The following is a 26,229-nucleotide window of genomic DNA, read 5'->3' on the forward strand; positions in this document are numbered from 1 at the left end:
ATTTTTATTTTATCTTTAAAACGATAAATATATATTCGTAATTAGTTCAATTTACCAATTTGAAAAAACTATTACTATTTACAATCCTTTTGCCATGCTTTGTTTCCGCACAGGAATATGTAGATATTTTCCGACTAGGGTACGGTCAAACATTCAATAATAAGTTTGAAGATACGGGCAGCAGTACATATGTAAAATCTTTTGAAGTAGGCGTAACGCTACCCATCGTTCTTAATGAAAACCACGCATTGGTTACTGGTGCAGATTTCAGTCGAAATAATCTACAACTTTTTCCAGAAACTGAATTTACTAGTCTTTATAGTGCCAATTTAAAATTGGGACTGGCATCTACCTGGTCAGAAAAATGGAGTACTACCATTGTTTTGCTTCCCAAAATTGCCTCCGATTACAAAAACATTTCTGAAGCCGACTTCTATTTTGGTGGTTTTGCAGTATTGAAATTAAAGCGAAATGATAAGTTAAAATATCGTTTCGGTTTATATGCAACCCAGGAAGCGTTCGGGCTTTTCACCACCCCTATTTTTGGATGGTACTACCTAAGCGCAAATAAACGGTTTGAAATGGATATGAGCCTTCCCATTTCGGCAGATGTAAGTTACAAATTAGGAGCCACTACTATTGGAATGGATTACTTCGGAATTGGGCGAAGCTATAATGTACATTATGAAAATGCACCCACCCTATACGCAGACCTCAGTTCTTTGGAATTTGCGAGTTATTTGCAATTCAATGTAATGGAAGAAAGTGTGCTATTGCGTGCAAAACTTGGCTATTCCAGTAATAATTACGAAATGTATGCCGAAGGCGAAAAGATGGATTTGGGCATTTCGGCCTTTAGTTTTGGCGACGATCGCACCCAGTTAAATCCTTCGCTTAGTGGCGGTGTTTTTTTGAAATTTGAAGCTATTTACAGGTTTCATATTAAAGGAAAAATTGAAGTTCAAGAGCAAAGTTTCGATTAAATTCGAAGAAACCGTCCGCAAGATTTTAAATTGTGTGTTTTGATATTTGCCTCCAAAAACCCTATCTTTAAAATATGGAAAGGAGCTGTCCCGAATGTGGCGATAAAATTGTTGGGCGCGCAGACAAAAAGTATTGCAGTGACGCCTGTCGTAATGCGCATAACAATTCGTTAAATAAAGACAGAAAGAATTTAGTGCGCAATATTAACAATCGCCTAAGGAAAAATTACCGAATTCTAGAAACATTAAATACCGAAGATAAAACGAAAACTACCAAAGATAGGCTACTGCGAATGGGTTTTAGTTTTGAATATTTCACCGGAATTTATACAACCAAATCTGGTTCTACGTACTACTATTTATACGATCAAGGATATCTTCCATTAGACAACAATTTTTATCTTTTAGTGAAAAAAGATCTTAAATAAGTATTGGAAATTTTTCTACACTTATATTTTTCATCCACCTTATTTGGCACAACCTTAAATATAATCTAACACTTCTTTAACCAGAGGGGTTTTAAATTGGTCGTAATTTTATATTTCAAAAAAAAAACAGAAATATGAAAACGAAAAATCTTTTTACGATAGTAATGCTATTTATAGGTGCTTACATCTTCGCGCAGAATGCAGAGGACAAAAAAATTATTCGGGATGCCGAACAATCTAAAGCCGCATTTATTGAAGCTAATCCAAAAATGCAAGACTATTTTGATGATGCCAAGGCATATGCAATATTTCCGAATGTAGGAAAAGGAGCCATAATTATTGGTGCCGCTTCAGGAAATGGTGCCGTTTACGAACGAGGGGTACTCGTAGGAATGGCAAATATGAAACAACTGGATATTGGCGCACAGATAGGTGGAAAAGCCTATAGCGAAGTAATATTCTTTAAAACGGACAAAGCTGTTCAGAAATTTATGGACGACGATTTTCAGTTTGGATCAAATGTTTCGGCTATTGCTGTAGATCACGCTCCGCCTTCATTAGATATTTCGTATAACGATGGCGTTGCAGTTTTTACCTTGCAAAAGGAAGGATTAATGGCCGAAGTATCGGTTGGAGGTCAACGATTCGATTTTGAAGAATTTGATTAATTAATCTGAGATTGAAATTTTTTATCATTTGCTAAGATTAAAAAAAATCGCCCGAGAAAATTCTCGGGCGATTTCATTTCAATATTCAATTATAAAACTACTCTTTTAAAAGGCGTTTGGTTATCTCGCCCTCTGTACCTTTTATTTTTACATAGTAGGAAGCAGCGGCAAGTTGGTCAACGTTTATTGTTTTTACATTGCCCATACCTCTAAGGTCTGCGGTCTGAACCAATCTTCCTCTTAGATCGTAAATCTCCAGTCGCTCCAATTCCAATAACTTCGGATTGCCGATGTTCAGAATATTCTTGGCCGGTACCGGATACATCGTAATGCTTCCAAGATCGTAGCTATTATCGCCAACCCCTAAGACACTTTCTACGATAAGTTCAAAATCACAAGTTGAAACATTTCCATATGCATCCTCTGCGGTAAATGTAATGGTGTACGTACCATCAGAAAGCGGCGTTCCTGCTGCAGGAGATTGTGTTGTAATTGTAACTGGATCTGTACAGTTGTCAATTGCTGTAGCTTCACCCGTTGCAAAGTAATCTGGAAGGATATAGAATATATTTCCTGGTCCTGGATCTACTGTTTGGTCTGCAGGACACGTAATTACCGGTGCAAGGTTGTCTACCACAGTAACCTCTGCTGTACAAGATGCAAGGTTGCCATTTACGTCAATTGTAAACACCTGAACCGTTACTGGCGCACCAATATCTGAACAATCAAAATCGGTAATATCTACAGCTGAAGTAAAGATACCACAAGCATCGTCATTAGAAGCTATCACATCACTTGGGTCAAGAACGGCAGTACCATCCGCGCCCAGTTCTAGGGTAAAGTCCTGACACACTAATACCGGGCTTGTATTGTCTTCCACAGTTACCGTAGCGGTACAAGTTGACGTGTTTCCGTTTACATCGGTTACCGTTAATGTTACAATATTGTCACCAACATTTGAACAATCAAAAGTATCTATGTCGAGGTCGTAGCTCGCAATGCCACAGGCATCGGTGCTTCCGCCGTCAACATCTATTCCTGCAATGGTTACAGTTCCTGTTGCATCGAGTACAACTGTAATATCTTGACATACTACCATTGGTGCAGTTACATCTTCAACAGTTACAATGGCAGTACAAGTTGAAGTATTTCCGTTTACATCGGTTACTGTTAAAATAACGTTGTTGTCGCCAACATCAGAACAGTCAAAAGTATCAACATCTATCGATAGGCTACCAATACCACACTGGTCTGTACTTCCTCCATCAACATCGGCTGCAGTAATAGTTGCATTACCAGCTGCATCAAGTTGGATAGTGATATTCTGACATACTGCTACCGGAGCTTCATTATCCGTTACGGTAATAGTAAAACTGCAGGTGCTGGTGTTTCCATTTACATCGGTCGCGGTGAATTCAATGGTGTTTACGCCAACCGGGAAACTGCTTCCGCTTGGATCACCCATAGTTTGAACAACACTATCAATTCCACAATTATCAAAAGCTACTGGAGTCGCAAAGGTTACGGTAGCGTAACACTGACCTGCATCTGTATTTGCCGTGATATCGGCAGGACAAATGATTGTTGGTAACTCATTATCTTCAATTGTGATAACCGTAGTACAAGTTACTATTTGACCGTTTCCGTCATCTACTGTCCAAACTACAGTTGTATTACCGGTAGGAAGCACTTCACCAGCCATAGTAGTTGTTCCATTATAATCGTTGGTTATTGAACCATCAGGACAGTTATCTGTAAAAGTTGCATCAAATTCAGTTCCTATTACTGTGTATTCACACACGCCCGGATCGGTATCTCGTGTTGCATTTGGTACACAAGTAACCACTGGATCTTCGTTGTCTTCAACTGTAATTACTGTAGTACACGTAGCCGTTTGGCCGTTGCCGTCATCTACCGTCCAAACTACGGTGGTCACTCCTTTTGGAAGTACTTCACCTGCCATAGTAGCGGTTCCGTTATAGCTGTTTGTGATGTTTCCGTCAGGACAGTTGTCCGTAAAGGTCGCATCAAATTCGGTTCCTATTACGGTGTATTCACACACGCCCGGATCGGTATCTCGTGTTGCGTTTGGAACACAAGTAATAACTGGATCTTCGTTGTCTTCAACTGTAATTACTGTGGTACACGTTGCGGTTTGACCGTTTCCATCATTCACTGTCCAAACTATCGTAGTTACTCCTTTTGGTAGTACTTCTCCCGCCATAGTAGCCGAACCGTTATAATCGTTTGTAATACTTCCGTCAGGACAATTGTCTGTGAAAGTGGCATCAAACTCAGTACCTACAACTGTGTAGTTACATACTCCTGGATCGGTGTCTCTTGTGGCATTAGGCACACATGTAATTACTGGGTCTTCGTTGTCTTCAACGGTGATTACGGTAGTACAAGTAGCAGTTTGACCGTTACCATCATCTACTGTCCAAACCACAGTAGTTACTCCTTTTGGAAGAACTTCGCCAGCCATAGTAGCTGTGCCGTTATAGTCGTTAGTTATTGAACCATCAGGACAGTTATCTGTAAAAGTTGCATCAAATTCAGTTCCTACTACTGTGTATTCACATAAACCTGGATCGGTATCTCTTGTGGCATTTGGCGCGCAAGTGATAACCGGCGCTTCGTTGTCTTCAACGGTGATTACTGTAGTGCAAGTAACAGTTTGACCGTTGCCATCATCTACTGTCCAAACTACTGTAGTTACTCCTTTTGGAAGCACTTCGCCAGCCATAGTAGCCGTGCCGTTATAATCGTTTGTAATACTTCCATCAGGGCAGTTATCTGTAAAAGTTGCATCAAATTCAGTTCCTACTACTGTGTATTCACATAAACCTGGATCGGTATCTCTTGTGGCGTTTGGTGCGCACGTAATTACTGGGTCTTCGTTGTCTTCAACGGTGATTACGGTAGTGCAAGTAGCAGTTTGACCGTTTCCATCATTCACTGTCCAAATTACAGTAGTTACTCCTTTTGGAAGAACTTCTCCAGCCATCGTAGCTGTGCCGTTATAATCGTTTGTAATTGAACCATCAGGACAGTTGTCTGTAAATGTTGCATCAAATTCAGTACCTACAATTGTGTAGTTACATAAACCTGGATCGGTATCTCTTGTTGCATTTGGTACGCAAGTGATAACCGGATCTTCGTTGTCTTCCACAGTGATAACCGTAGTACAAGTAGCGGTTTGACCGTTACCGTCATCTACTGTCCAAATTACAGTCGTTACTCCTTTTGGAAGAACTTCTCCCGCCATAGTAGCCGTGCCGTTATAGTCGTTAGTAATACTTCCGTCAGGACAGTTATCTGTAAATGTTGCATCAAATTCAGTTCCTACTACTGTGTAGTTACATAAACCTGGATCGGTATCTCGTGTGGCGTTTGGTACGCACGTAATTACTGGATCTTCGTTGTCTTCAACGGTGATTACGGTAGTACAAGTAGCGGTTTGACCGTTGCCGTCATTCACTGTCCAAACCACTGTCGTTACTCCTTTTGGAAGCACTTCGCCAGCCATAGTAGCTGTGCCGTTATAGTCGTTGGTAATTGTGCTACTCGTACAATTATCGGTAAAAGTTGCATCAAATTCAGTTCCTACTACTGTATAACTACATACTCCCGCATCGGTATCTCTTGTGGCATTTGGTACACAAGTAATTACTGGTGCTTCATTGTCTTCAATTGTGATAACAGTTTGGCAGAAAACAACCGGATTCGTGCCATCAAACACTGCCCAAACAACCGTTGTGCTTCCTATTGGGAAAACAGCTCCTGCCAATGAAGTGGATCCGTTGTAATTGTTCCCTATGGTACCTCCACAATTATCGTTAAATGTAGCGTCAAACTCGGCACCTACCACGGTATAATCACAAACTCCCGGATCGGTATCTCTAGTTTGATTTGGTACACAAGTAATTACTGGTGATTGATTATCAACCACTGTAATATCGGTAGAACAAGTAGCAGTTTGACCGTTACCGTCATTGGCTGTCCAAACCACCGTAGTTGTACCACTCGGGAATATTTCGCCCGCTAGGGTTGCTGTTCCGTTATAATCATTAGTAATGGTTCCGCCAGTACAATTATCTGTAAAAGTGGCGTCAAACTCTGTTCCTACAACAGTATATGTACAAACTCCTGGATCTGTATTTCTTGAGTCGTTTGCAACGCAAGTGATTACAGGAGCTTCGTTGTCTTCAACGGTAACAACTGCTATACAAGAATCTGTATTCCCGGTACTATCGGTTACCGTAAGCGTTACATTATTTGGCCCAATATTGCTACAATCAAAAGATGAAATATCAATTGATAATGTTACGGGACCGTCAGGGTCGCTCGAGCCCCCATCAACTTGTGAAGCCGTAATGGATACATTCCCTGTACCATCTAACTGCACTGTTATGTCTTGACATACGGCAGTTGGCATAGAATCGGCAACTAAAACTACATCGTTACCATCGCCACCATCGTAATTTACAATTATGCTTTGACCATTGAAGGTAAAGCCAGTTCCATTTGGTAAACCATTAAATTCTCCTACAATAGGATCCGCACCATCATTATCTATAATTATGAGCGTATTACCTTGAGGAATAGTGCCAGCAAAATTATCAATTAAACTTAATATTGCATCGGTTATATCTACGACGCCATTTACAACAATTTGATCGAATTCTGTACCTGGGGTATTAATATCATCAATTTCTATTTCAATCGAATCGCCAGAACCAATGGCTAAATTACCATTAATAATGGCTTGTCCGGGAGATTGACCTGGCGCAAAAACACCATTAATAGTACTAATTGCTGCGTCAAAAATTGCATATCCTGGCAGGCCAGCAGGAGTATTAAGTTTTCCCACATTTGCCGTTGCCGTAATATTGCCCGAAGTTGTAATTGGGGTTGTAAGAGCAGCAATATCGATAGCCGGGGTAGTAGCCCCACTACTTGTTCCATTAAATTGAATAGAACCACCGTTACTAGTAATAGCAGTATTGCTTAGGGTGTAAATCCCCATATCATTGGATGCACCATTCCCACCAGTACCATTAATTTCTATATTACCTGAACCAGCTGCATTTATAATCGCATCTATAAAGGCTCCAAAATTATTAGAGCCCGAAGTTGCGGTTGATGTGCCGGTTACAGTGATATTTCCATTCCCAGTAATTACGCTTGTTACGGGCGAAACAATTTCTAATCCATAATTAGCACCTGAACCAGCACCGCTAGTACCATTCAAGACAATGTTTCCAGCTCCAGTAGTTGACAATGTTGCCCCATTTCGTATACTTGTGCCAACATTAAATGGCCCTGTAGAACCTGAGCTACCAATTCCAGTAAGGCTAATATTACCACCATTAGTTAATATTGACGTAGACCCACCTTCAAAATTTATACCTCGATTTTGTTGATCTCCGGCACCACCAACTCCAAAGATTGTAACATTACCTGCGCCTAAGCTCTGTAAAATAGCTCCATTGTATATACTAACTCCTTGATTAAAATTACCCGTTCCATCACCGCCAGTTCCGTTTAAAAGAATATCTCCGTTATTAGTTTCAATAAGCGTAGTTGCATCCCAGATTCTAATTCCATTATTATTACTTATACCACCTGAACCACCAGTTCCAGTTAATTGAATTGCTCCATTGGCTGTATCTTGTATAACACTTCCGTTTAAAATAACCATTCCATCATTAAAATCAGTAGATCCATTACCTTGAGCAATCATGGTAATTCCTCCTCCAGCTGTGATAATAGAGCCATTGTTTGCCTCATACCCAAAATTATCGGAAGTACCAGTAGTTCCCGCGTTTGTGTTGATTGTAATTGATCCAGACCCAGTGGCCGTGATTAACGATCCACCAACATTTCTTAATCCTCTATTGGCATTTCCCGTACCAGCTCCGCCAGTGGCCAATATGTTTATATTTCCATTATTGGCTCGTAGTATGCTTGCGCCGGTAAAATCGACGCCTATGTTTGCAATAGCACCTGAACCTCCAACACCGGTTAATGAAATGTCTCCATTTGCGGTATCTTCTACAACAGAATTATTCTCTAAACTAATTCCAGGATTTCCATTATTAGTTCCGGCACCCGTACCATTCAAAGTTATTCCTCCTCCGGCAGAACGCATATTACCATTGTAAAAAACTATTCCTTTATTGGCATTGGTCCCTCCTACTGCATTTCCTGTTACGTCAATAACACCTGTTCCTGTAGCTTCTACAAGAGCACCGAAGATTATTGTTACCCCTTCGTTATTGGTTGTTGCTGCATTTCCACCTGTTCCATGTAAGGTTATACCACCATCGATTGTTGTAACACGTGTTCCTGCACCTTCAAAGCGCATACCTTGATTTTGATTATTACCATCACCACCGGTACCGGTTATTGAAATTGTACCGGTGCCTGTATTTTCAACTACGCTGCCACCTCGAATATTAATTCCAACATTTAAATTTGTTGGCCCAGTACTTACACCTGTTCCTGTAAAGGCTATGTTTCCTGAGCCTGAAGTTGAAATGGTTGAAGCTCCAGTTATTACAATAGCATCTGTGTCTACTCCTGTTAATGTTCCACCGGCATTCGCATCTAACGTAACATTTCCGTCAATAGACGATACTATTGCTCCACCATCCACAAGGATATTTTGCGAAGCTGTAAACACTATTGCGCCATTTGCAGTGGTAGTTACATTGTTAGTTGCAGTAATTGTCTGCCCATTTATATCAAAATCACTCGTGCCAATATCGGTTGGATTGGTTTGGAAAAATACGTTGTCGTCTGTTCCGCCGTTAACTGTTAAATCTGCATCAAATAAGCTATCTAGTCCTTCAATATTTATAATATCTGCACCTGAACCACCGCCTACTTCTGTATTGACTGTAAGGCTTGCTGTTGGATTTAAAAATGTAACACTTTCACCCAAAGAGCTATCAATAAACGAAAAATTATCTCCAGGAGTAGCATCATCACTTAAAGTTATAGTTTCGGCTCCTCCAATAAAACTAAAAACACGATTGATAGCTGAAAGATTATCTATTATCGGTTCAAGACCGGTATAAGATATTGAAGCATTTCCTGTAATATCAATACTTCCATCGTTTTCGTTTAAGAATTCGTGGGTAACGTCTGTAAAAGTACCTCCTCCAGTTAATGTTAGCGCATCTCCTGTAGTTTGAGTTCCACCTTCATAATTTAATGGAACCGGAAAATTACCTGTGAAATCTACCGTTAATAAATCGTCGCCTCCTAATGTTCTTGCCAATACACTGGTTACTCCAGCATCAGGAACTGTTATAGTACTTGTACCACTTCCTGTAGCTCCTGGAATACTGCAATTTATTATTCCGCCGTTATTATCAGTGATGGTATAAACACCTCCTGAATAACTAATTGTTAAATCGTCATTTTTGTCTGTTACATCTTCAATTATTAACACACCTGCAGCTAAAGTTACATCCGTATCGAATGCGGGAAGCACTGAATATAAGCATCCTGCCATAGCAGCGGGCGTAAATTCTACTGCATCGTTGCTCGTCCAATATTGAATATCATTAAAAATTGCAGCCAACTGTGCCGGAGTTCCAGATACTGGAAGCCCTCCAGGAACCAAACTACAGTTAAATTGCCAGTTATCTACTTCCGTCTCTGGTGGTCCTGTCGCATATAGCCTAATAGCATTTACACCATTGGTTAATTGATCTGGCAATGCAGTTGTAGTGCTAGATGTGTTTGCGCCATCCCAATCTGAATCTGTAGTTGGTGCTGAATCAACATTACTATGAATTCCTGTTATAAAGATAGGAGAACTGCTTGTACCTTGATATGCAAACAATTGATCTCCAATAGAGGATAATACACTAGAAGCCATAAAGCTACCATCCAAACTGACAATATCACCAGCGCTTCTGGCTAGTGATGAATACCAAGTTGCACTTCCGTCGCCACTACCATTACACGAAATTGTATTTGGATTAGTTACACCACAATCTGTAAAGCGAATATGTGTCCCGGCAATAATATCTTTAAGAAGTATAAAAGCGAAACCGTCACCGCCATCGAGATTAAAACCTACAAAGGCTATATCTCCCGCGGCTAATATTGTAGTAGGTGGTTCATTTATTGTAACAGTTACAGTACAAGTGGCACTATTACCAGCTTCATCTGTAGCAGTTAAAATAACAGGATATACCCCCGCAGTGTACATAGTACCCGCAGTGGGTGATTGCGTGATTGCAATATTTGCAGGATCTGAAACATCGTCCGTTGCTGTTGTTATTGAAACCAAATCTGGTATGGCTGCCAACCCGTCGCTTCCAGCGGTAATTGGTGCCGGATCTATCGGGCAAGAAATAATTGGTGGAGTAGTATCTCCTCCAGCAGTCACTGTAAATGTACAGCCAGCTTCAACCGCTGGATTATATACAGTTGTATTATTACTTACCCAATTTGCTCTATTATGAACTATTGCTCTAATATCGTTTGGAGTACCTGTAATTGGCCCTCCTCCTGCCGCCGTGCAACTAAACTGCCAGTTATCTTGTTCGGGCACTAGACGAACGGCTGTATTTCCTGTGGATAAAGCATCTGGTAAAGCCGATGTAGAATTAGAAGTGGCTGCCCCATCCCAGTTGGCATCGTCACCCGATGTGTCGTTATACTGCAATCCAGCTATAAATTGTGGTGCTGCAATAGACCCTTGAATAGCAAATAGCTGATCACCAATAATACTATACACTGCTGGTGACGGCAATGGCCCCATGTTAATGGTTACTACTGTACCTGCGCTCATCGCAGCCCCAGAAGTCCAAGTAAATTCGCCATCTCCTGCATAACTTGAAAAACCAGATCCATCATTCCAACCTCTGTCGGTAAAAATAATTTGCGTACTAGCGTCAATATCTTTCAGAAGCACAAAGGCGACTGTGTCGTCTACGTTAGTTGTTCCATCGGCATTACTACCAATAAAGGCAATATCACCTACGGTTAAAGTTGTTTGGCCAATACCTGTTACGGTTGTAATTAGCAGGATTAATAATAAGGTAATTTTTTTCATGATTTTAAATTTATAAATGATTTGGGGAGATAAATTATATAATGTTCTTAACTTCTTGAAGGATAGATACCTTGCAAGGCAATGCAAAAGTTTATACCCAAAAACGGGTCCCTAACGCCAAAAGATTGACCCCCACCAGTAAAAGTACTCGGTGAAGCTCCTAAAGAAATATCGGAAGTGTCTCCAAAGGAACTAGTTCCATCTCCTGCAACATACCTTCCGTCAGGATTGTCAGAATTTCCCTCTTCCTTACCGCCAGGTGCAACAGTGTGATTATGAGAAGGCATTTGGGCAGTAGTGAGCGTGTGATTTTCTACTCCCCCTCTTTCGCCAATACGAATATCAGACAACCCTGGGCCCTGTCCGAAGTGTAACCCAGCTCTTCCTCGCAAGTCTGGAAGCGCAAATGTAGTTCGGCCATCTCCACCGTAAATTGTTCCCAGAAGGGAGAAAAGCGCTGTATTTTGTGAAATGGCCAACAATTGTCCATTACAATGTGCCCAACCACGTGGTGCGAAATTAAATCCAAATGCTTGTATTTGTCCTAAAAATGGTTCCATAATAATGTGTTAATTAGATTATATTGATAAATTAAATTGAATAGTAGTTTTAAATAATGAACTCGAATGCTTTGGGAATAATTTATCTCCTAACTGATTATTGTTTTCCCAATGTTCACCAGTAATATGTGCATTATTGGCATTGAGCAAAAGTTCGGAAAACACCGAACTTCCCGAATTAGAAACTTTAAAATAAATACGCGAGCTCTTTCCTTTTTCCTTATTTGGAAAATCCGTAACAAACTCATAGCGTCCCTCTTGGTCTGTTTTAAGCTTTGCACGATGCCTGTATTTTGACGAATTCGGCGATAAATGCCAAACCTCAACCAAAGCATTACTTAAAGGAGTAACACCATCTTTTTTATAAATGGTTCCATTAACCGCAACAGTGTTTGAATTAAATATGCTAGTTCGTAAATCTTTTTTCGCCTCGGAATATGGATTGTATCCATCAAAAGGACTTTCAGAAGGTGTGAATGCACTTGCAACAGTAGGAGTTAAAACTGCCAAACCAGTTAGGGCAATAGCAGAATTTCGCATAAAGTGCCTTCGCGAAGTAGTTTTTTTCATTATTTTATTGTTTGGTTAGTCAGGAAGTAAAATTAACTAAATATATATGTTAAAATTTTCCGTAAAATGAATCTTAATCATCTTTATTCTGCAAGTTATTTAAATTGTTTTAATATATCATACGTAGCAGCACGTATTTTTTAACTTTCTTTTGTGAAATACTGACAAAAATTCTATATAATTCCTTAAATATCTACAGAAATTGCAAGTTCCAAGTAGATGTTTAATTTGATACCTTTGAAAAGTAGTTTGATTGAAAATATGACACCCGAAAAAAATCTTAAAGAACGAATTAAAGAGCTTACCTGCCTCTACGAAGTTTCTTCCATAATTGTGAATAATGACTTTAGAGAGCTCGATAAAACACTCTATTCCATCGCCTTAAGCCTACGAAAGGCATTGCAGTATAATAAGTATGCCACCGTTGAAATTGTTTCAGAACCCTATCATCTAATTTCTTCTACAATTTCGAAAAAAACAGTGCTGATTGAAAATAACATCAATGTATTTAACGAGCCAAAAGGTTTTATAAAAATTCATTATCCGGCCGATAGGTTTGCAAAAAAAGATTTTTTAACCGAAGAAAAAAAATTGTTGCAAACGGTCGCAATTCACGTTGGCGATCTCTTAGAACGTGTTTCCATACGAGAAAATGAAGCGGTTTTAAAACGAAAAATGGAGCACGCCGACCGTTTAAGCATTTTGGGCGAAATTACCGCCGGAATAGCACACGAGCTAAACACGCCCCTGGCAAATATTCTCGGCTTTGCCGAACTTTTAAAAAGCAAAGAACCCGAAACTACCCAAACCAGCCAAGACTTAGATAAAATTATTAATAGTGCCATATTTTCGCGCGAAGTAGTAAAAAAACTCATGTTCTTCGCTTGCGAAATGCCGCAAAATCTAGGACTAACAAACATAGTTCCCGTAATTAACGATGCCCTAAATTTACTGGACCCTACCTTTAAAAAAAACAACGTTCATTATAAGGTTACCCTGCCAAAAGCCGAAGTATTATTAAAAGCCGATACCATTCAATTGACGCAAGTAATCTTCAATTTAGTGTTAAATGCCATTTATTTTTCACCAGAAAATGGTTTAATCAAAATAGAGCTAGAAGAAGTAAAAGACAAGGTAATCCTTAAAATTTCGGACGAAGGTCCCGGCATTTTAACCGAAAATGTGCAGAAAATATTTCAACCTTTTTTTACTACCAAAACCGTGGGAGATGGTTCCGGATTAGGCCTAAGTGTTGTACACGGTATAATTAGAAGCCATCGCGGAACTATAGATTATTTGCCAAATAAGCCTACAGGAGCCATTTTTATTATTACTTTTTCAAAACAATAACACCCATGCTTCAAAAGGAAAACATATTAATAGTAGATGACGACATCAATATTTTAGAGTTAATTCAGCGGCATTTACAGTCGCTAGATTATCACACATATAAAGCAGTTTCGGTTAAAGAAGCCGTTGCCATCCTGCGCGATACCGAGATAGACCTGCTGATAACCGACCTAAAAATGCCCGAGGTGGACGGTTTTCAACTTATTCAATTTGCTTCAGAACATTATCCAAACATGCCCAAATTAGTGGTGACGGGCTATCCTTCGGTACAAGACGCGCTGTCCGCCATTAAATCCGGGGCAGTAGATTATTTAGTAAAACCATTTACAAAAGAAGAATTAAAGAACAGTGTTTTAAAATCGCTTTCTACAAGATCGCAGAAAAAAATTTCGACCGAAAAATTAGATTCTAAAAATTACAACGAAATTATTGGCGAAAGTGAGGCTATTAAAAATGTAACACAAATAATTGATCGGGTTAAAAACAACAAAGCCACCATTTTTATCAGTGGTGAAAGCGGCACCGGAAAAGAACTCGTAGCCAGATCCATACATTATAATGGCAAGTTTTCACGCGAACCGTTTATTGCGGTTAATTGCGGCGGAATTCCAGAAAATCTTTTAGAGTCAGAATTATTCGGGTATGTAAAAGGCGCCTTTACGGGCGCTAACGATAACCGCGAAGGTTTTTTTCAGGCCGCAGATGGAGGAACTATTTTTTTAGATGAAATAGGAAATGCGCCACTTTCTGTACAATCCAGGCTTTTGCGAGTTTTACAAGAAAAGGAAGTGATGAAGGTAGGAGAACGAAAAACGGAAAAAATTGATGTACGCGTAATTGCAGCAACAAACAGCAATTTAAAAGAAATGATTGCCAAGGAAACGTTTCGCGAAGATCTATTTTATCGGTTAACCGTTGTAGAAATAAATGTTCCCCCGCTTCGAGAAAGGAAAGAAGATATTCCGTTGTTGGCAGATAAATTTCTATTTAAATACGGCAACGAGTATAAAGACCGCTACATTGCTATAGATTCTGATGCCAAAGCCCTGCTGCAACGTTACGATTGGCCCGGCAACATTCGCGAATTAGAGAATGTAATACAACGGGCCGTAATTATGTGCGACCGTACCATAGGTGTAAACGATCTGCCCGAAACACTAAAATATCAAATAGATTTTCCCGAAGACGGTTTACTGCCTTTAAAAGAAATGGAGAAAAAATATATAGAAAAGGTACTTGCAGCAACAGAAAACAACCAAACCAAAGCTGCCGAAATCCTCAACATAGACCGAAAGACCCTCCGTGGAAAAATTAAAGAATAACGCATTCGCGTTTTTTAAAATACTTTTCAGCTATAATTTAAACTTTCAAATCAATAAATGTGGGTAGAATCTCCCCAATAGGGGAAATATTCCCCTATCTCTACAAATAGCCTTCCTGTTTCAAATACACATAACTAACTGATTTTAAGCTAGTTCATTATGTTTTGTCCAGAATTTTAATTTATTGGCACACCCCTTGCCAATAGGAAAGTCACAAATAATAAAAGAAATATGATTTCTAATTCTACAAATCCTTGCCGTGAATGTGCACACGTTTCTTATTGTGTTTTAACACATAATAAAAATGCCGTATTTTCGTGTAGCGATTTTGAAGAATTGCAGCAGCAAGTGCCAAAGCCGCTTTTAAAAATAAAACAAACAGAACCCGAATTGGCAACTATTTAAAATTATTATTAAAATGATAAAAACACAAACCGTGGAAAAACCGCAACCTGTAAAAAAAGGAATGTTAGACAATGTGCTGGAGCAATTCAACCATGCCGCTGACAAAATAGAATTGAACCCAAACGTTCGTAAAATTCTTAGCATTACAAACACTGAAATAATTATTCACTTTCCAGTTCGAATGGACAATGGCGATGTAGAGGTTTTTACAGGGTATCGTGTGCAGCATAACAATGCCCTCGGACCCTATAAAGGCGGGCTTCGCTATCACCCTACGGTAGATATTGACGCTGCCCGTGCCTTGGCAATGTGGATGACCTGGAAAACATCCTTGGCAGGTTTGCCTTATGGAGGCGCCAAAGGAGGAATCCAAATAGATCCTTCTAAATATTCAAAAGGCGAATTGGAACGTATTACGCGTAGATTTACATATGCTTTAGGTGAAAATATTGGCCCTGAGCACGATATTCCCGCTCCCGATGTAAATACCAACGACCAAACCATGGCTTGGATCGCAGATACCTATATGAGCACCAAAAGCACAAGCGAACGTTCTAAAAACCAGCATGTTGTTACAGGAAAACCTGTAGGAAGTGGCGGTTTGGAAGGTCGTGACCGTGCTACCGGATACGGTGTATTTTTGACCATTAAATTTTGGGCCGAAAAAAATAACGAAAGTCTAAAAGGAAAAACTTTTATCGTACAAGGTTTTGGTAACGTAGGTTATTGGGCTGCACATTTCTTAGAAAATGAAGGCGCAAAACTCGTTGGAGTACAGGATGCTTTCGGAAGCCTTCAAAATAAGGAAGGTATAAAAGTTGAAGATCTTTTTAACTACGGAAAAGCAAACAAAGGCAGTATCGTAGGTTTCCCTGAAGCCTCAGAATTAGACAGTAAAAATTTCTTTGGTCTAGATTGCGACATCTGTATTCCTGCAGCATTGGGCAACCAAATTACAAAACACAACGCGCGTTCATTAAAAGCTACTTTAGTGGCCGAAGGTGCAAATGGCCCAACAGATGTTGAAGGCGAAAAAATACTGATTGAGCGCGGTATTACCATCATTCCAGACATTATGTGTAACTCTGGCGGTGTAATAGGAAGTTATTTTGAATGGCTCCAAAACCGTAATGGTGAGTTATGGCAGATGGATGAAATTTTAGAAAAATTGGAGAAAAAATTGCGCACCACCTTTAAAAAGGTTACCGCCTACTCCGAAGAAAACGACGTAGATATGCGTACGGCTGCATTTAGTATTGCCATAGAACGTATTGAAAAAGCATACATACTTAGAGGTATTTTCCCATAATTAATTAAAAAACCCATAAAGATGGAGCTTCTAAATAAAATTGCCCACTGCGGCAAGGACGCTCCATCTTTTTAATAATGATCCTATAACCATGAAATATGGAAATTTAATATTAGAGAAGAAGGAGTTCGTCTTCTTAAAGCGTTTACTAAACGTTACGAGCTATTATAAAGACGAAAACACCAAGGTTTCTCTTAAAAAATTAAGCGGAGAGCTTACAAGTGCAATTATCTATGATCATGATGAAATGCCAGAAGATGTAATTCGCTTTAATAGTAGAGTTACCGTGCAATCCGGAACCTGGCAAACAGAATTTCAATTGGTTATACCCACTGAACGCGATATTGCAGCCAATAAAATTTCTATTTTGGCTCCCATGGGGTCTGCCGTTATGGGATATGCCCAAGGCGATTCAGTAATTTGGAATTTCCCAAATGGCACAAAAGAGCTTAAAATAACAAGTGTTAAGCAAGCCGAACGACCTATTGATATAGACGTGCTATCATAACATTTTTAAATTTAATTTAACATTATGCAAATTTACGATCACGATTCACCAGAAGCCATAGCCTTTAAAAACAATTTTATTGAATTGGACAACTGGATTGAGCATCTCAGATATATCGAGAAAGAGATAAGCAACCTGTTAAATCTAGGTACAAAAGAACTTTCGGGTGCATTTAAATCGCAAACAGTACTCGATAAATTAAAGCTAGAAAAAGAAGTGAATACGGCTGCTATAGACGCCTTTTTAAATTATAAAGAAGGATTGCCAAAAGCTGCAGAATGCGAAGATGTAGATTGCGACATGTTTTATGTTGCCGAACACGAAAAATTTAGAAAAACATATTCTGCCCACCTTAAGCGATATAGAGACGTTAAAGAGGAATATTTCAACGTTCTGAGTAAATAATAATTTTAAAGTAAAAAATTTAATAATAATATATGAGCGAACAGCCGCAGCCCAAAACAATAGGAATCCTTAAAACCCCAAACGATCCGCGGGTTTGTTTGTTGCCCAAAGAAGTTAAACGACTTACCGGGGAGTTAAAGCTCAATATACTTTTTGAGTCAGGGCTCGGCAGTTCGCTAGAAATTGAAGACGACGCATACGTGCAGGCCGGTGCATCCTGCCAATCTCGCGAATCAATTTTTAAAAATTCGGATACCATTGTATCCATAAGTCATACTTTTAGCGAAGTGGAAATGAAGGGGGGTTGTTGCTTCATTGGTATTTTCAACCCCCTCTTTCATGATTCAAAATTCGCTATTTATAAAGAAAAAAACGCTACGGTTTATAGTTTAGATCTTCTGCCACGAACTACTTTAGCGCAATCTATGGACGTGCTCTCCTCCATGGCCTCATTGGCCGGTTACCGAGCCGTTATTAAAGCTTCAGAAATTTATAATGGTGTTTTTCCTATGTTTACAACAGCGGCAGGAACCCTTACACCTGCTAAAATTTTAGTGCTCGGCGCTGGAGTTGCAGGGTTGCAAGCCATTGCCACAGCGCGTCGTTTGGGTGCTGTAGTTGAAGCCTTTGACGTTCGTAAATCTGCTGGTGAAGAAGTTCGGAGCCTAGGCGCAACGTTTATTGAAGTAGAAGGTTATACCGAATCCTCAACCGCAGGTGGGTATGCCGTAGAGCAAAGCGAAGAATATCAAAAAAAGCAAAAGGAATTAATTCACAATCATATTCTGTCTGCCAATATTGTTATTAGTACGGCAAATATTCCTGGAAGAAAAGCGCCTTTACTTATTGAAACACGCTCGGTAGAAGCTATGCAGCCAGGTAGTGTAATTGTAGATTTAGCAGCCGAACAGGGCGGAAATTGCGAACTTTCAAAAAACAAAGAAAGTATAAAACACAAAGGCGTTACCATTCTCGGAAACTCAAGTCTTTCTGCCGAAATTCCTGCGGCAGCATCAAAATTGCTTTCAAATAACTATTTCTCGTTTCTGAAATACAAACAGAAAGCCGAGAGCGTAGAAAACGATCCGTTATTATCCGCTTCGCAAATACTAAACAAAGGCGAATGGACACACCCACATTTCACCAAACAACTACAAACAGTTTAAGTATGGATTTTATAAATCAACACATTCAAGAAATTTATTTTGTTATTTTCTGTGTCTTTATTGGTATAGAAGTTATTGCAAATGTTCCCGCCATCTTGCACACCCCTCTAATGAGTGGTGCAAACGCTATTAGTGGAGTTATTTTGGTAGGAGCTATTATTGTAATGCTCCGCGTGCCTGCAGACGATTACCTAAACCTGACCTTAGGTGGAATTGCAGTTTTTCTCGGCACCCTTAATATTTCAGGTGGATTTTTTGTTACTGGGCGAATGCTTAAAATGTTCAATCCAAAAAAATAATTCCTCATCTAATTAATTCAATTATAAAGACGTAAAACATTCGGTTTCCAGCAACTAAAATTTGTATTTTGTTTTACGTCTTTTCTTTTATCATATTTTTTCTAAGAATAATTTCAGAATAAAAAAGCCATGCACGCAATCATCGAAATAGGTTATTTAATTGCCACGCTTTCCTTTTTGGGGGGATTAAAATTTATGAGTTCTCCGAAAAATGCAAAAACGGGAAACGCCATAGCTGCAATGGGAATGGTACTTGCCGTGGTACTAACCTTTATTGCCGCGCTAACAGCTGTTGTTCCGTATACTAACTTGGTAATTATGTGTTTGGCAATTGCCGTGGGAACCGTAATTGGCAAAAGGCTTTCAGACAAAGTTGAAATGACCGGCATGCCGCAATTAGTGTCGTTGTTTAATGCTACAGGGGGTGGATGTGCGATGCTTTTAGGATTGGTAGAAGCCAATCAGATGGATGTTTCAACAGCCATTTTAGGAAATAAAATATTACTTATCGCAGGTTTAATTACTGGCGCAGTAGCGTTAACTGGAAGTATAATTGCAGAACGGAAATTAGCCGGCAAAGTAAAAGATAGACGCACTAAAGCCGTAATTTTTTCGGCGCGTATACTTTTAGGGTCAATGTTACTATTGCCCGTACTTTATTTTATTGGCATTATACCCATTGGCTTTACCGCTTTTATGTATATTTTGGCAGCCGTAGCAATGGTTTACGGTGTGCTTTTCGTACTGCCAATTGGCGGCGCAGATATGCCAGTTGTAATTTCACTTTTAAATAGTATTACAGGTATTGCCACTGCATTTGCAGGTTTTGTTTACGGAAATAAGGTAATGATAGCTGGTGGTATTTTTGTGGGTGCGGCCGGTATTTTGCTCACACTTTTAATGTGTAAAGCAATGAACCGTTCCTTGTTAAAAGTACTTGCCGGAACGTTTAAAAAGAGTACAAATGGCGCGGTGGAAGAAGAGCAAGAAATAAAAGAAATAAGTATTTCTGAAACAGCCATGTCTCTATCATTTGCCCAAAAAGTGGCAATAATTCCCGGATATGGGCTTGCTGTTGCCCAAGCACAACATATGTGTGGGCAATTACAACTGCTTTTAGAGAAACGCAATACGCAAGTAGATTATATTATCCATCCCGTTGCAGGCCGAATGCCTGGGCATATGAACGTGTTACTGGCTGAAGCCAATGTAGCCTACTCACACTTAAAGGAAATGGACGAAGGCAATGAAAATATGGCTCAATACGATACTGTTTTGGTAATAGGAGCCAATGATGTTGTTAATCCAGCTGCCGAAAATAATCCCGACAGCCCAGTGTACGGAATGCCTATTATTAGAGCCCACGAAAGCAAACAGGTAATTGTAATGAAACGCAGTATGGGCAAAGGGTATGCGGGTGTACAAAACGATCTTTTTGGCTTAGACAATTGTAGCATTCTTTTTGGCGATGCAAAGGTTTCTTTACAGGAAATTTTAAATCAGTTAAAGTTAATTTAAACAACTTCACTCTTAAAAGGCCAATATTGCAAAAATTGCGGCTACAGAAATAAAAACCCACAACGACACGCCAAGTATCATTGGTTTAAAACCGGCAGTTTTAATTTTATCTACCGAAAGACCGGCGCCTATTAAGAAAAGAGTAAGCACCAATAATGACTTTGAAATACTTGTGATTCCGTTGGTTAAAATTTCGGGAATTGCCAAATAACTGTTCATAATAATAGCCAGAATAAACAGGAAGATAAAGTAAGGGATTTTTACACTTTTCCCTTTTCCCTTAAATAAAAATACCGAAAGAATTGACAGGGGAATAATCCACAACGCCCTTGCCAGCTTTACGGTAGTAGCTACTTTTAGGGCCTCTTCCCCAAAAGTATATGCAGCACCCACAACCGAGCTAGTATCGTGAATGGCAATAGCACACCACAATCCGAACTCGTGCTGGCTAAGCCCAAGCAAATGTCCCAAGGGCGGAAAAACAATTAGCGCAATAGAGTTTAATAGAAAAATAACGCCAAGGGAAATAGAAATATCTTTTTCCGAAGCATTTATTACGGGCGCAACCGCCGCAATTGCACTTCCACCACAAATGGCGGTTCCAGAGCTAATAAGATGGCTCCCTTTTCTATCCATTTTTAATAGTTTTCCTATAAAGTAGCCTAAGATTAATGTTGCCGCTATTGAGAAAATGGTTAGTATAAATCCTTCTTTTCCGGCATTAACAGTTTCAACCAAATTCATTCCAAATCCGAGACCAACTACGGCAATTTTTAAAAGCCAATTAACTGCTTTGCTATTGAGCGCCAAAAATGGATGGCCCAAAAAATATGAAAAGAGAAATCCACCTACTAATGCTACCGGACTGCTTACATATCCCAAAACGCAGAGTACCATTACAATTATAAAAACTACTTTTATGATTGTACTTTTATCGTTCTGGCTATTTTTCATCGTGATGTGTTTTAATTTTACACTGCAAATTTCCGATGTTTTAACGTATATTTTTCATTCCAATTTGTTATGCGCTATTCCATTAAGTTATAATGGGTGATAAAGAAATTTTTTAAACGTTCGGCAGTTTTATCGTAATCTCCGTGAAGACTAACAAACTGAAATGTGCGCTCAATACGCAAGGCTTTAACGTCAACAATTTTAAAACTGTGGTTTTTAAGTTCTTTGGCTATGGAATGTATGGAAAGAAACGCATACGCATTAGACGATTGTAGATAATTTTTTATGCTTTCTGTACTTCCCAGCTGTATTTGGATGTTCATTTTTTGAAAACGTAACCCTTTTTCTTTTAAAGCATTTTCAATAATATTTAAAGTGCCTGAACCCGATTCGCGAATTACTATGGGCAATCTAGCTAGTTCCTCCAAGCTTATATCATCACTTTTTAAATTTGTATTCGCAATGCGGGTGGCGAGCACAATTTCATCTTTTATAAAAGCCTCGTAATGTAATGTTGGATTATGGGTGGTTCCTTCGGAAAGACCGAGGTCGGTCTTTTTTTGAAGCACTAATGCTTCTATCCTTTCTGAATTTTGGTTTATAAGGCTTATGGCCGTATGCGGATAAACCGACTTAAATTTCGATAATAATGAAGGTAAAATATATTGCGCAATAGTAGTGCTGGCTGCAAGGCTTATTTTTTTCGGAAGTTCTTTTTGACTATCTATAAGTTCTTGCTCCAATTTGATGTACAGCTCAATTATTTTTGAAGCATAATCTAATAATATTTCACCATCTGCAGTAAGTGTTATTGAATTTCCATGACGATTAAACAGGGGTTTACCGTATTGTTTTTCAAGCTCATTAATATGTTTTGTAACAGCGGGCTGCGATATAAATAGCAATTTTGAAGCTTTTGTAAAACTCAATTGCTCTGCCACCATTTTAAATACTTTCAGCCTAAAATCCATGGTTAATTATTATGCAGTTTTACTATAAATCTATTTGGTAAATTCAGTAATTAAACTTCTAAACTATAAAACATCAATTGTTTTCTGCGCTATTTTTAAAAATATTTTCATCTTTAAAAACAAGCGTTCTATGCGGATATGCTAGATCTATTCCTTCGGCTTCAAAGCGTTTTTTAACACTTTCTAAAATATCGCATCGCATGTTAAAGGCATCGTCATAATTTCGTGCCCAACACCAAGCGCGCACCGTAATTGTAGAATCATTGATAGATACCAGCGCCGTTCGCACCACATCACTGCCATTTAAGATATCTACAGCCGAACGGTTATCTATTATAAGCGGATGTGCTTCACAAACTTGTTTCATAATTTGCTTCGCCAATAGAATGTTGCTTTCATACGAAATTTGAAACTCAATTCGCTCGCAAATTTTTACATCGCCAAGATTATAATTAATTAGTTTTTCTTTATTGATAATTGCATTGGGAACAACAATCATTTTATTTTCAAAATTGCGAATAATTGTATGTCTTAAGGTAATATCTACCACAGTGCCAACCATATCGTCAGAAAGTTTTATAATGTCGCCAATTTTGAAGGGTTTAAAGGAAATTATAAAAACCCCGCCCACTAAGTTAGCCAAGGCCTCCTGCGATGCCACTCCAGCAATTAAAGCAATAACTCCAGCGCCGCCAAGTGCTGTTTGCGCCACACCCTTTAACGATGGGAACGCGAGAAGCGCTATTAATACACCTACCGTATATACAGCAAAAACGGCTATATAACGCAAAAATTTAAAAGCGGTAGGATCTTCATTGGCGAGTATTTTTCGCTTTATGCTTTTTCTGAACCAAATGTTTACGGAAGAAGCAATAACAATAGTTATTACCGCCACTATTCCCAAATACACGAACACTTGGAATTCGTGTTTTAGTTTTTCATAAGCATCTGTAAAAAATAAAAAGATAAGGCCCATAATTCCCATGACAAGCCAAAGTGAATTTAATATTCGTTTTATTAAATTTATTGCAGTTGGCTCAGTTCCTTCCGTTCGTTTCAACCCTCGTTGAACCATTGCTTTATGAATAATATTTGTAATAAACGTTAGCGCCACAACCCCTACTAATATTAGAACGGAGTATAGCAGTTCCGTTTTGTATGTTTCAAAAAAATCTATCATAAAACATTTATTAGTATAAGCTTAATTTCTTTTTATTGCGTTTCCGCTATTATATTTTCTTCTTTTCACGAATTAAATATATTCCCCACAAGATAAGTAATCCGCCGATTACATACCATAAACTAAATTTTTCTCCGTCTAATAATCCCCAAACTACTGCAACCAACGGCAATAAATAAGTTACTGTACTCGCAAAAACAGGCGATGTATTCTGAATTAATTTATAGTACAGAATTATTGCAATCGTAGTTCCCAAAATCGTCAAAATACTCAGATAACCTAATGCTTCCCATGTTTCAGTATTTGGCTGAAAATCGGAAAAAAAGCCACTAAAAATTAATATTAATAACGACGGAACCATCCAAATTGTAAAAACGGCACCCGAAAGTTTCATTGAAGGAATATGCTGTAATTTGGCTTTTATAATAAGTGCTGCTACGGCATAGCAAGCTGTTGCCAATACTACTAAAAGCGCGTATCCAAGTTTTGATTCTTCGGAAGTTGTTTCGGAAAAATACATTAATATACCTGCGCCGACAAACCCAATTAGCGCCCCCAAAATTTGAAGCCATTTACTTTTAATTCCAAATAAGAAAAACCCGAAGACCAATACAAAAACTGGTACCAGCGAATCTAAAATGCCCGCTAGTGCACTGCTTACACGTGTTTGTGCTATTGGGAAAAGATACATCGGGATAAAGTTGCCAAAAAAACCTGTGAGTGCAATCCAAAACAACGTTTTAGAGGGCATTTTTCTAAGTGCCGGTAACCCAATTAACGCTAATAAAATTCCTGAAATGGCAACTCGAAAAGCACCAATCTGAAAGGGTGAAAAAACTAGTAGTGATTTTTTTATCAGTATAAAAGAACTGCCCCAAGTAACCGCAATAATAATAAGTAAGAACCACTTATTATCTATAATTTTTCCCATTCCCAATTAATTTTTTCTACTGAAAAATAAAGGTGCAAATTTATGGGTTTTATTTCTCGAACCGCTGTCAAAAAACTTTTATTCTCGTGCTAAAAAAATTATTCATAAGAACTAAAATGCCAGACTGCTTTTAGAAAAAAATGCTTTCCTATGGCAATCTGGCAACAATAAATTTGTTTATTGCGTTCGCTTCATAAGTAGCAAACAAATTTTGTAATAGTGGTTTTACAGTTAATGCAATATTATCCCTTTAAGGCTATTTCTATAGTGTGATCTGCATCTAAATAAAATTGGCAATCCTCAAATTTAGGTGCCGAAAACTTTGGATGAAAATTGTTTGAAAATCCATAAGGCTCCTTAGGAATACCCATGAAATTTCGATTAAAATCGCCGTCTGAATTTTCGTCATGGTACATAGAAACAGCATAATTTCCTGAAGGCAAATCTTTAAATACTACAGTCTGAGCATTTGCTTTTACTTTAACCGAAATAGTTTTTAGCGCTTGACCTTCTTCTAAAAATCGCTCATCAGAATTAAATATTGCTACTTCTAAAGTTCCTTCAACGTTTTCAATATTGGTAATATGAATCGTTAAAGTGTTGGTTTCATTAATGGTACCAATAAAGAATACATAAAAATAAAGTAATAAATACGTCACAGAATAAAGTTTTAATTAATCTTTATGTTTTAGTTGAAATAAACCGCTTCAAATACCGCCAAGGGTGCTCTGCGACCTACATTAAGCGACAGCACATCATCCTGAATAGTGAAGTTATCTGCCAGCTCAAACACTTTTAAAAATTCGGCTTCATTTATATCTAAATCTGGACAAGCCATCATTGTAGTTGCCATTTGCGAAAACTGAATCCGATTACCTTCTTGCAAGGTATAGTTTCCCGAAAAGGTATTGCAACCGGCAAATCCAACTACTTTATTATCGTCGGTTTTCAGCATAAAGTAAATTTCCTTTTCCTGGTTTTTAGCCATTTTTACTTCCTGCCCTTCCAATGTTTTTAATTTCCAGTATTTTTCAGTTATTGGTTCCGTTTCCGTTGCTTTTTTAAATACGGCCAGTGGAGCTCTTTTTCCAACGTTTAGCGAAAGTTTGTCGCCAGAAATACTATAGTTATCGGCTAGATTAAATACTTCCAGTAAATCGGCTTCGTTAAAAGCAAGGGTTAAACATGCCATTTTTGTTGCTCCCAAAGACGAAAAACTAATTCTATTGCCGGCTTCCAAGCTATAATTTCCAAAAAAACTATTGCAGCCTGAAAAACCATTAATTCTATTTTCTTTGTCGTTTAGCTTAAAACCTATTGGGTTGCCATATTTAAAAGCATCAATTTTCTCGCCTCCAAGCGTTTCTAGTACCCAATGCGTTTCTGTAATTGTATTTTCTGAAGTGGATTCTGTTGTATTGATCATTGCATTGTTTTGGGTTGTACCGCAACTAAATAAGCTAAAGGATGCGAGCACAATTGCTAAAAATTGAAATTTCATATTTTTTCTTTTTATTATTAAAGTTCGTCTTTATCGTTACCGAAGTATATTTATTGCAATCTACTATTTATGCGTTAGAATAAATCCCACTAAAAAGCTAAATTAAAGTGAAGGATTTATTA

General features: G+C 38.5%; 21 protein-coding genes. 12 read left to right on the forward strand and 9 right to left on the reverse strand.

The window, feature by feature from the left end; translation table 11 throughout:
* The first annotated feature begins 59 nt into the window (after window positions 1–59).
* From QCQ61_RS04070 to QCQ61_RS04080, 3 genes are all read left to right on the forward strand, one after another.
* Window positions 60–983 (forward strand): DUF6268 family outer membrane beta-barrel protein, encoded by a 924-nt coding sequence (locus QCQ61_RS04070; RefSeq protein ID WP_279449445.1) that lies wholly within the window; start codon window positions 60–62, stop codon window positions 981–983.
* 74 nt (window positions 984–1,057) lie between these two features.
* Window positions 1,058–1,411: a hypothetical protein gene (locus tag QCQ61_RS04075; protein WP_279449446.1), complete on the forward strand. Its 354-nt coding sequence runs from the start codon at window positions 1,058–1,060 to the stop codon at window positions 1,409–1,411.
* Window positions 1,412–1,545: 134 nt separating this feature from the next.
* Window positions 1,546–2,079: a lipid-binding SYLF domain-containing protein gene (locus tag QCQ61_RS04080; protein ID WP_279449447.1), complete on the forward strand. Its 534-nt coding sequence runs from the start codon at window positions 1,546–1,548 to the stop codon at window positions 2,077–2,079.
* A 97-nt stretch (window positions 2,080–2,176) separates the two neighbouring features.
* Here QCQ61_RS04080 and QCQ61_RS04085 read toward each other — a convergent pair whose 3' ends face one another.
* The 3 genes from QCQ61_RS04085 to QCQ61_RS04095 are packed head-to-tail and all read right to left on the reverse strand — an operon-like array spanning window position 2,177 to window position 12,288.
* The gene (locus QCQ61_RS04085) at window positions 2,177–11,158 is read right to left on the reverse strand and encodes an HYR domain-containing protein (RefSeq protein ID WP_279449448.1); all 8,982 of its coding nucleotides are present in this window, start codon (window positions 11,156–11,158) and stop codon (window positions 2,177–2,179) included.
* A gap of 47 nt (window positions 11,159–11,205) precedes the next feature.
* Complete coding sequence (locus tag QCQ61_RS04090) at window positions 11,206–11,718, reverse strand: phage tail protein (protein ID WP_279449449.1); 513 nt, start codon at window positions 11,716–11,718, stop codon at window positions 11,206–11,208.
* A gap of 18 nt (window positions 11,719–11,736) precedes the next feature.
* Window positions 11,737–12,288, reverse strand: a complete 552-nt coding sequence (locus QCQ61_RS04095; protein WP_279449450.1) for a hypothetical protein — start codon at window positions 12,286–12,288, stop codon at window positions 11,737–11,739.
* 261 nt (window positions 12,289–12,549) lie between these two features.
* On the opposite strand from QCQ61_RS04095, the gene QCQ61_RS04100 reads away from it, so the two are divergent.
* From QCQ61_RS04100 to QCQ61_RS04140, 9 genes are all read left to right on the forward strand, one after another.
* Window positions 12,550–13,638, forward strand: coding sequence for a sensor histidine kinase (locus QCQ61_RS04100; protein WP_279449451.1), 1,089 nt, complete (start codon window positions 12,550–12,552; stop codon window positions 13,636–13,638).
* A gap of 5 nt (window positions 13,639–13,643) precedes the next feature.
* Window positions 13,644–14,960 carry a sigma-54-dependent transcriptional regulator gene (locus QCQ61_RS04105; RefSeq protein ID WP_279449452.1) on the forward strand — a complete coding sequence of 439 codons (1,317 nt, stop codon included), beginning with the start codon at window positions 13,644–13,646 and terminating at the stop codon, window positions 14,958–14,960.
* A 231-nt stretch (window positions 14,961–15,191) separates the two neighbouring features.
* Window positions 15,192–15,365 (forward strand): hypothetical protein, encoded by a 174-nt coding sequence (locus QCQ61_RS04110; protein ID WP_279449453.1) that lies wholly within the window; start codon window positions 15,192–15,194, stop codon window positions 15,363–15,365.
* A gap of 13 nt (window positions 15,366–15,378) precedes the next feature.
* The gene (locus QCQ61_RS04115; protein ID WP_279449454.1) at window positions 15,379–16,674 is read left to right on the forward strand and encodes a Glu/Leu/Phe/Val family dehydrogenase; all 1,296 of its coding nucleotides are present in this window, start codon (window positions 15,379–15,381) and stop codon (window positions 16,672–16,674) included.
* 91 nt (window positions 16,675–16,765) lie between these two features.
* A complete protein-coding gene (locus QCQ61_RS04120; protein WP_279449455.1) occupies window positions 16,766–17,182 on the forward strand; it encodes a GreA/GreB family elongation factor in 417 nt (138 codons plus the stop codon).
* A gap of 24 nt (window positions 17,183–17,206) precedes the next feature.
* Entirely contained in the window at window positions 17,207–17,587 is a 381-nt protein-coding gene (locus QCQ61_RS04125; protein WP_279449456.1) for a hypothetical protein, read from the forward strand.
* Window positions 17,588–17,619: 32 nt separating this feature from the next.
* A complete protein-coding gene (locus QCQ61_RS04130) occupies window positions 17,620–18,753 on the forward strand; it encodes an NAD(P) transhydrogenase subunit alpha (RefSeq protein ID WP_279449458.1) in 1,134 nt (377 codons plus the stop codon).
* The gene (locus tag QCQ61_RS04135) at window positions 18,711–19,052 is read left to right on the forward strand and encodes an NAD(P) transhydrogenase subunit alpha part 2 (protein ID WP_279449459.1); all 342 of its coding nucleotides are present in this window, start codon (window positions 18,711–18,713) and stop codon (window positions 19,050–19,052) included. The genes QCQ61_RS04130 and QCQ61_RS04135 overlap by 43 nt, the downstream gene beginning before the upstream one ends.
* 129 nt (window positions 19,053–19,181) lie before the next feature.
* The gene (locus QCQ61_RS04140; protein ID WP_279449460.1) at window positions 19,182–20,570 is read left to right on the forward strand and encodes an NAD(P)(+) transhydrogenase (Re/Si-specific) subunit beta; all 1,389 of its coding nucleotides are present in this window, start codon (window positions 19,182–19,184) and stop codon (window positions 20,568–20,570) included.
* 12 nt (window positions 20,571–20,582) lie between these two features.
* Here QCQ61_RS04140 and QCQ61_RS04145 read toward each other — a convergent pair whose 3' ends face one another.
* The 6 genes from QCQ61_RS04145 to QCQ61_RS04170 form a co-directional block, all read right to left on the reverse strand.
* Complete coding sequence (locus tag QCQ61_RS04145; protein WP_279449461.1) at window positions 20,583–21,524, reverse strand: YeiH family protein; 942 nt, start codon at window positions 21,522–21,524, stop codon at window positions 20,583–20,585.
* A gap of 74 nt (window positions 21,525–21,598) precedes the next feature.
* On the reverse strand, window positions 21,599–22,495 hold the full coding sequence (locus QCQ61_RS04150; RefSeq protein ID WP_279449462.1) for a LysR substrate-binding domain-containing protein: 897 nt from the start codon (window positions 22,493–22,495) through the stop codon (window positions 21,599–21,601).
* A 73-nt stretch (window positions 22,496–22,568) separates the two neighbouring features.
* Entirely contained in the window at window positions 22,569–23,675 is a 1,107-nt protein-coding gene (locus QCQ61_RS04155) for a mechanosensitive ion channel family protein (protein WP_279449463.1), read from the reverse strand.
* A 49-nt stretch (window positions 23,676–23,724) separates the two neighbouring features.
* Window positions 23,725–24,606: a DMT family transporter gene (locus tag QCQ61_RS04160; protein ID WP_279449464.1), complete on the reverse strand. Its 882-nt coding sequence runs from the start codon at window positions 24,604–24,606 to the stop codon at window positions 23,725–23,727.
* 242 nt (window positions 24,607–24,848) lie between these two features.
* A complete protein-coding gene (locus tag QCQ61_RS04165) occupies window positions 24,849–25,265 on the reverse strand; it encodes a DUF2141 domain-containing protein (protein WP_279449465.1) in 417 nt (138 codons plus the stop codon).
* 29 nt (window positions 25,266–25,294) lie between these two features.
* Window positions 25,295–26,107, reverse strand: a complete 813-nt coding sequence (locus QCQ61_RS04170) for an META domain-containing protein (RefSeq protein WP_279449466.1) — start codon at window positions 26,105–26,107, stop codon at window positions 25,295–25,297.
* Window positions 26,108–26,229: the final 122 nt, after the last annotated feature.

It is taken from the genome of Aequorivita marisscotiae (assembly GCF_029814825.1).
GTDB classification, from domain to species: Bacteria; Bacteroidota; Bacteroidia; order Flavobacteriales; family Flavobacteriaceae; genus Aequorivita; species Aequorivita marisscotiae.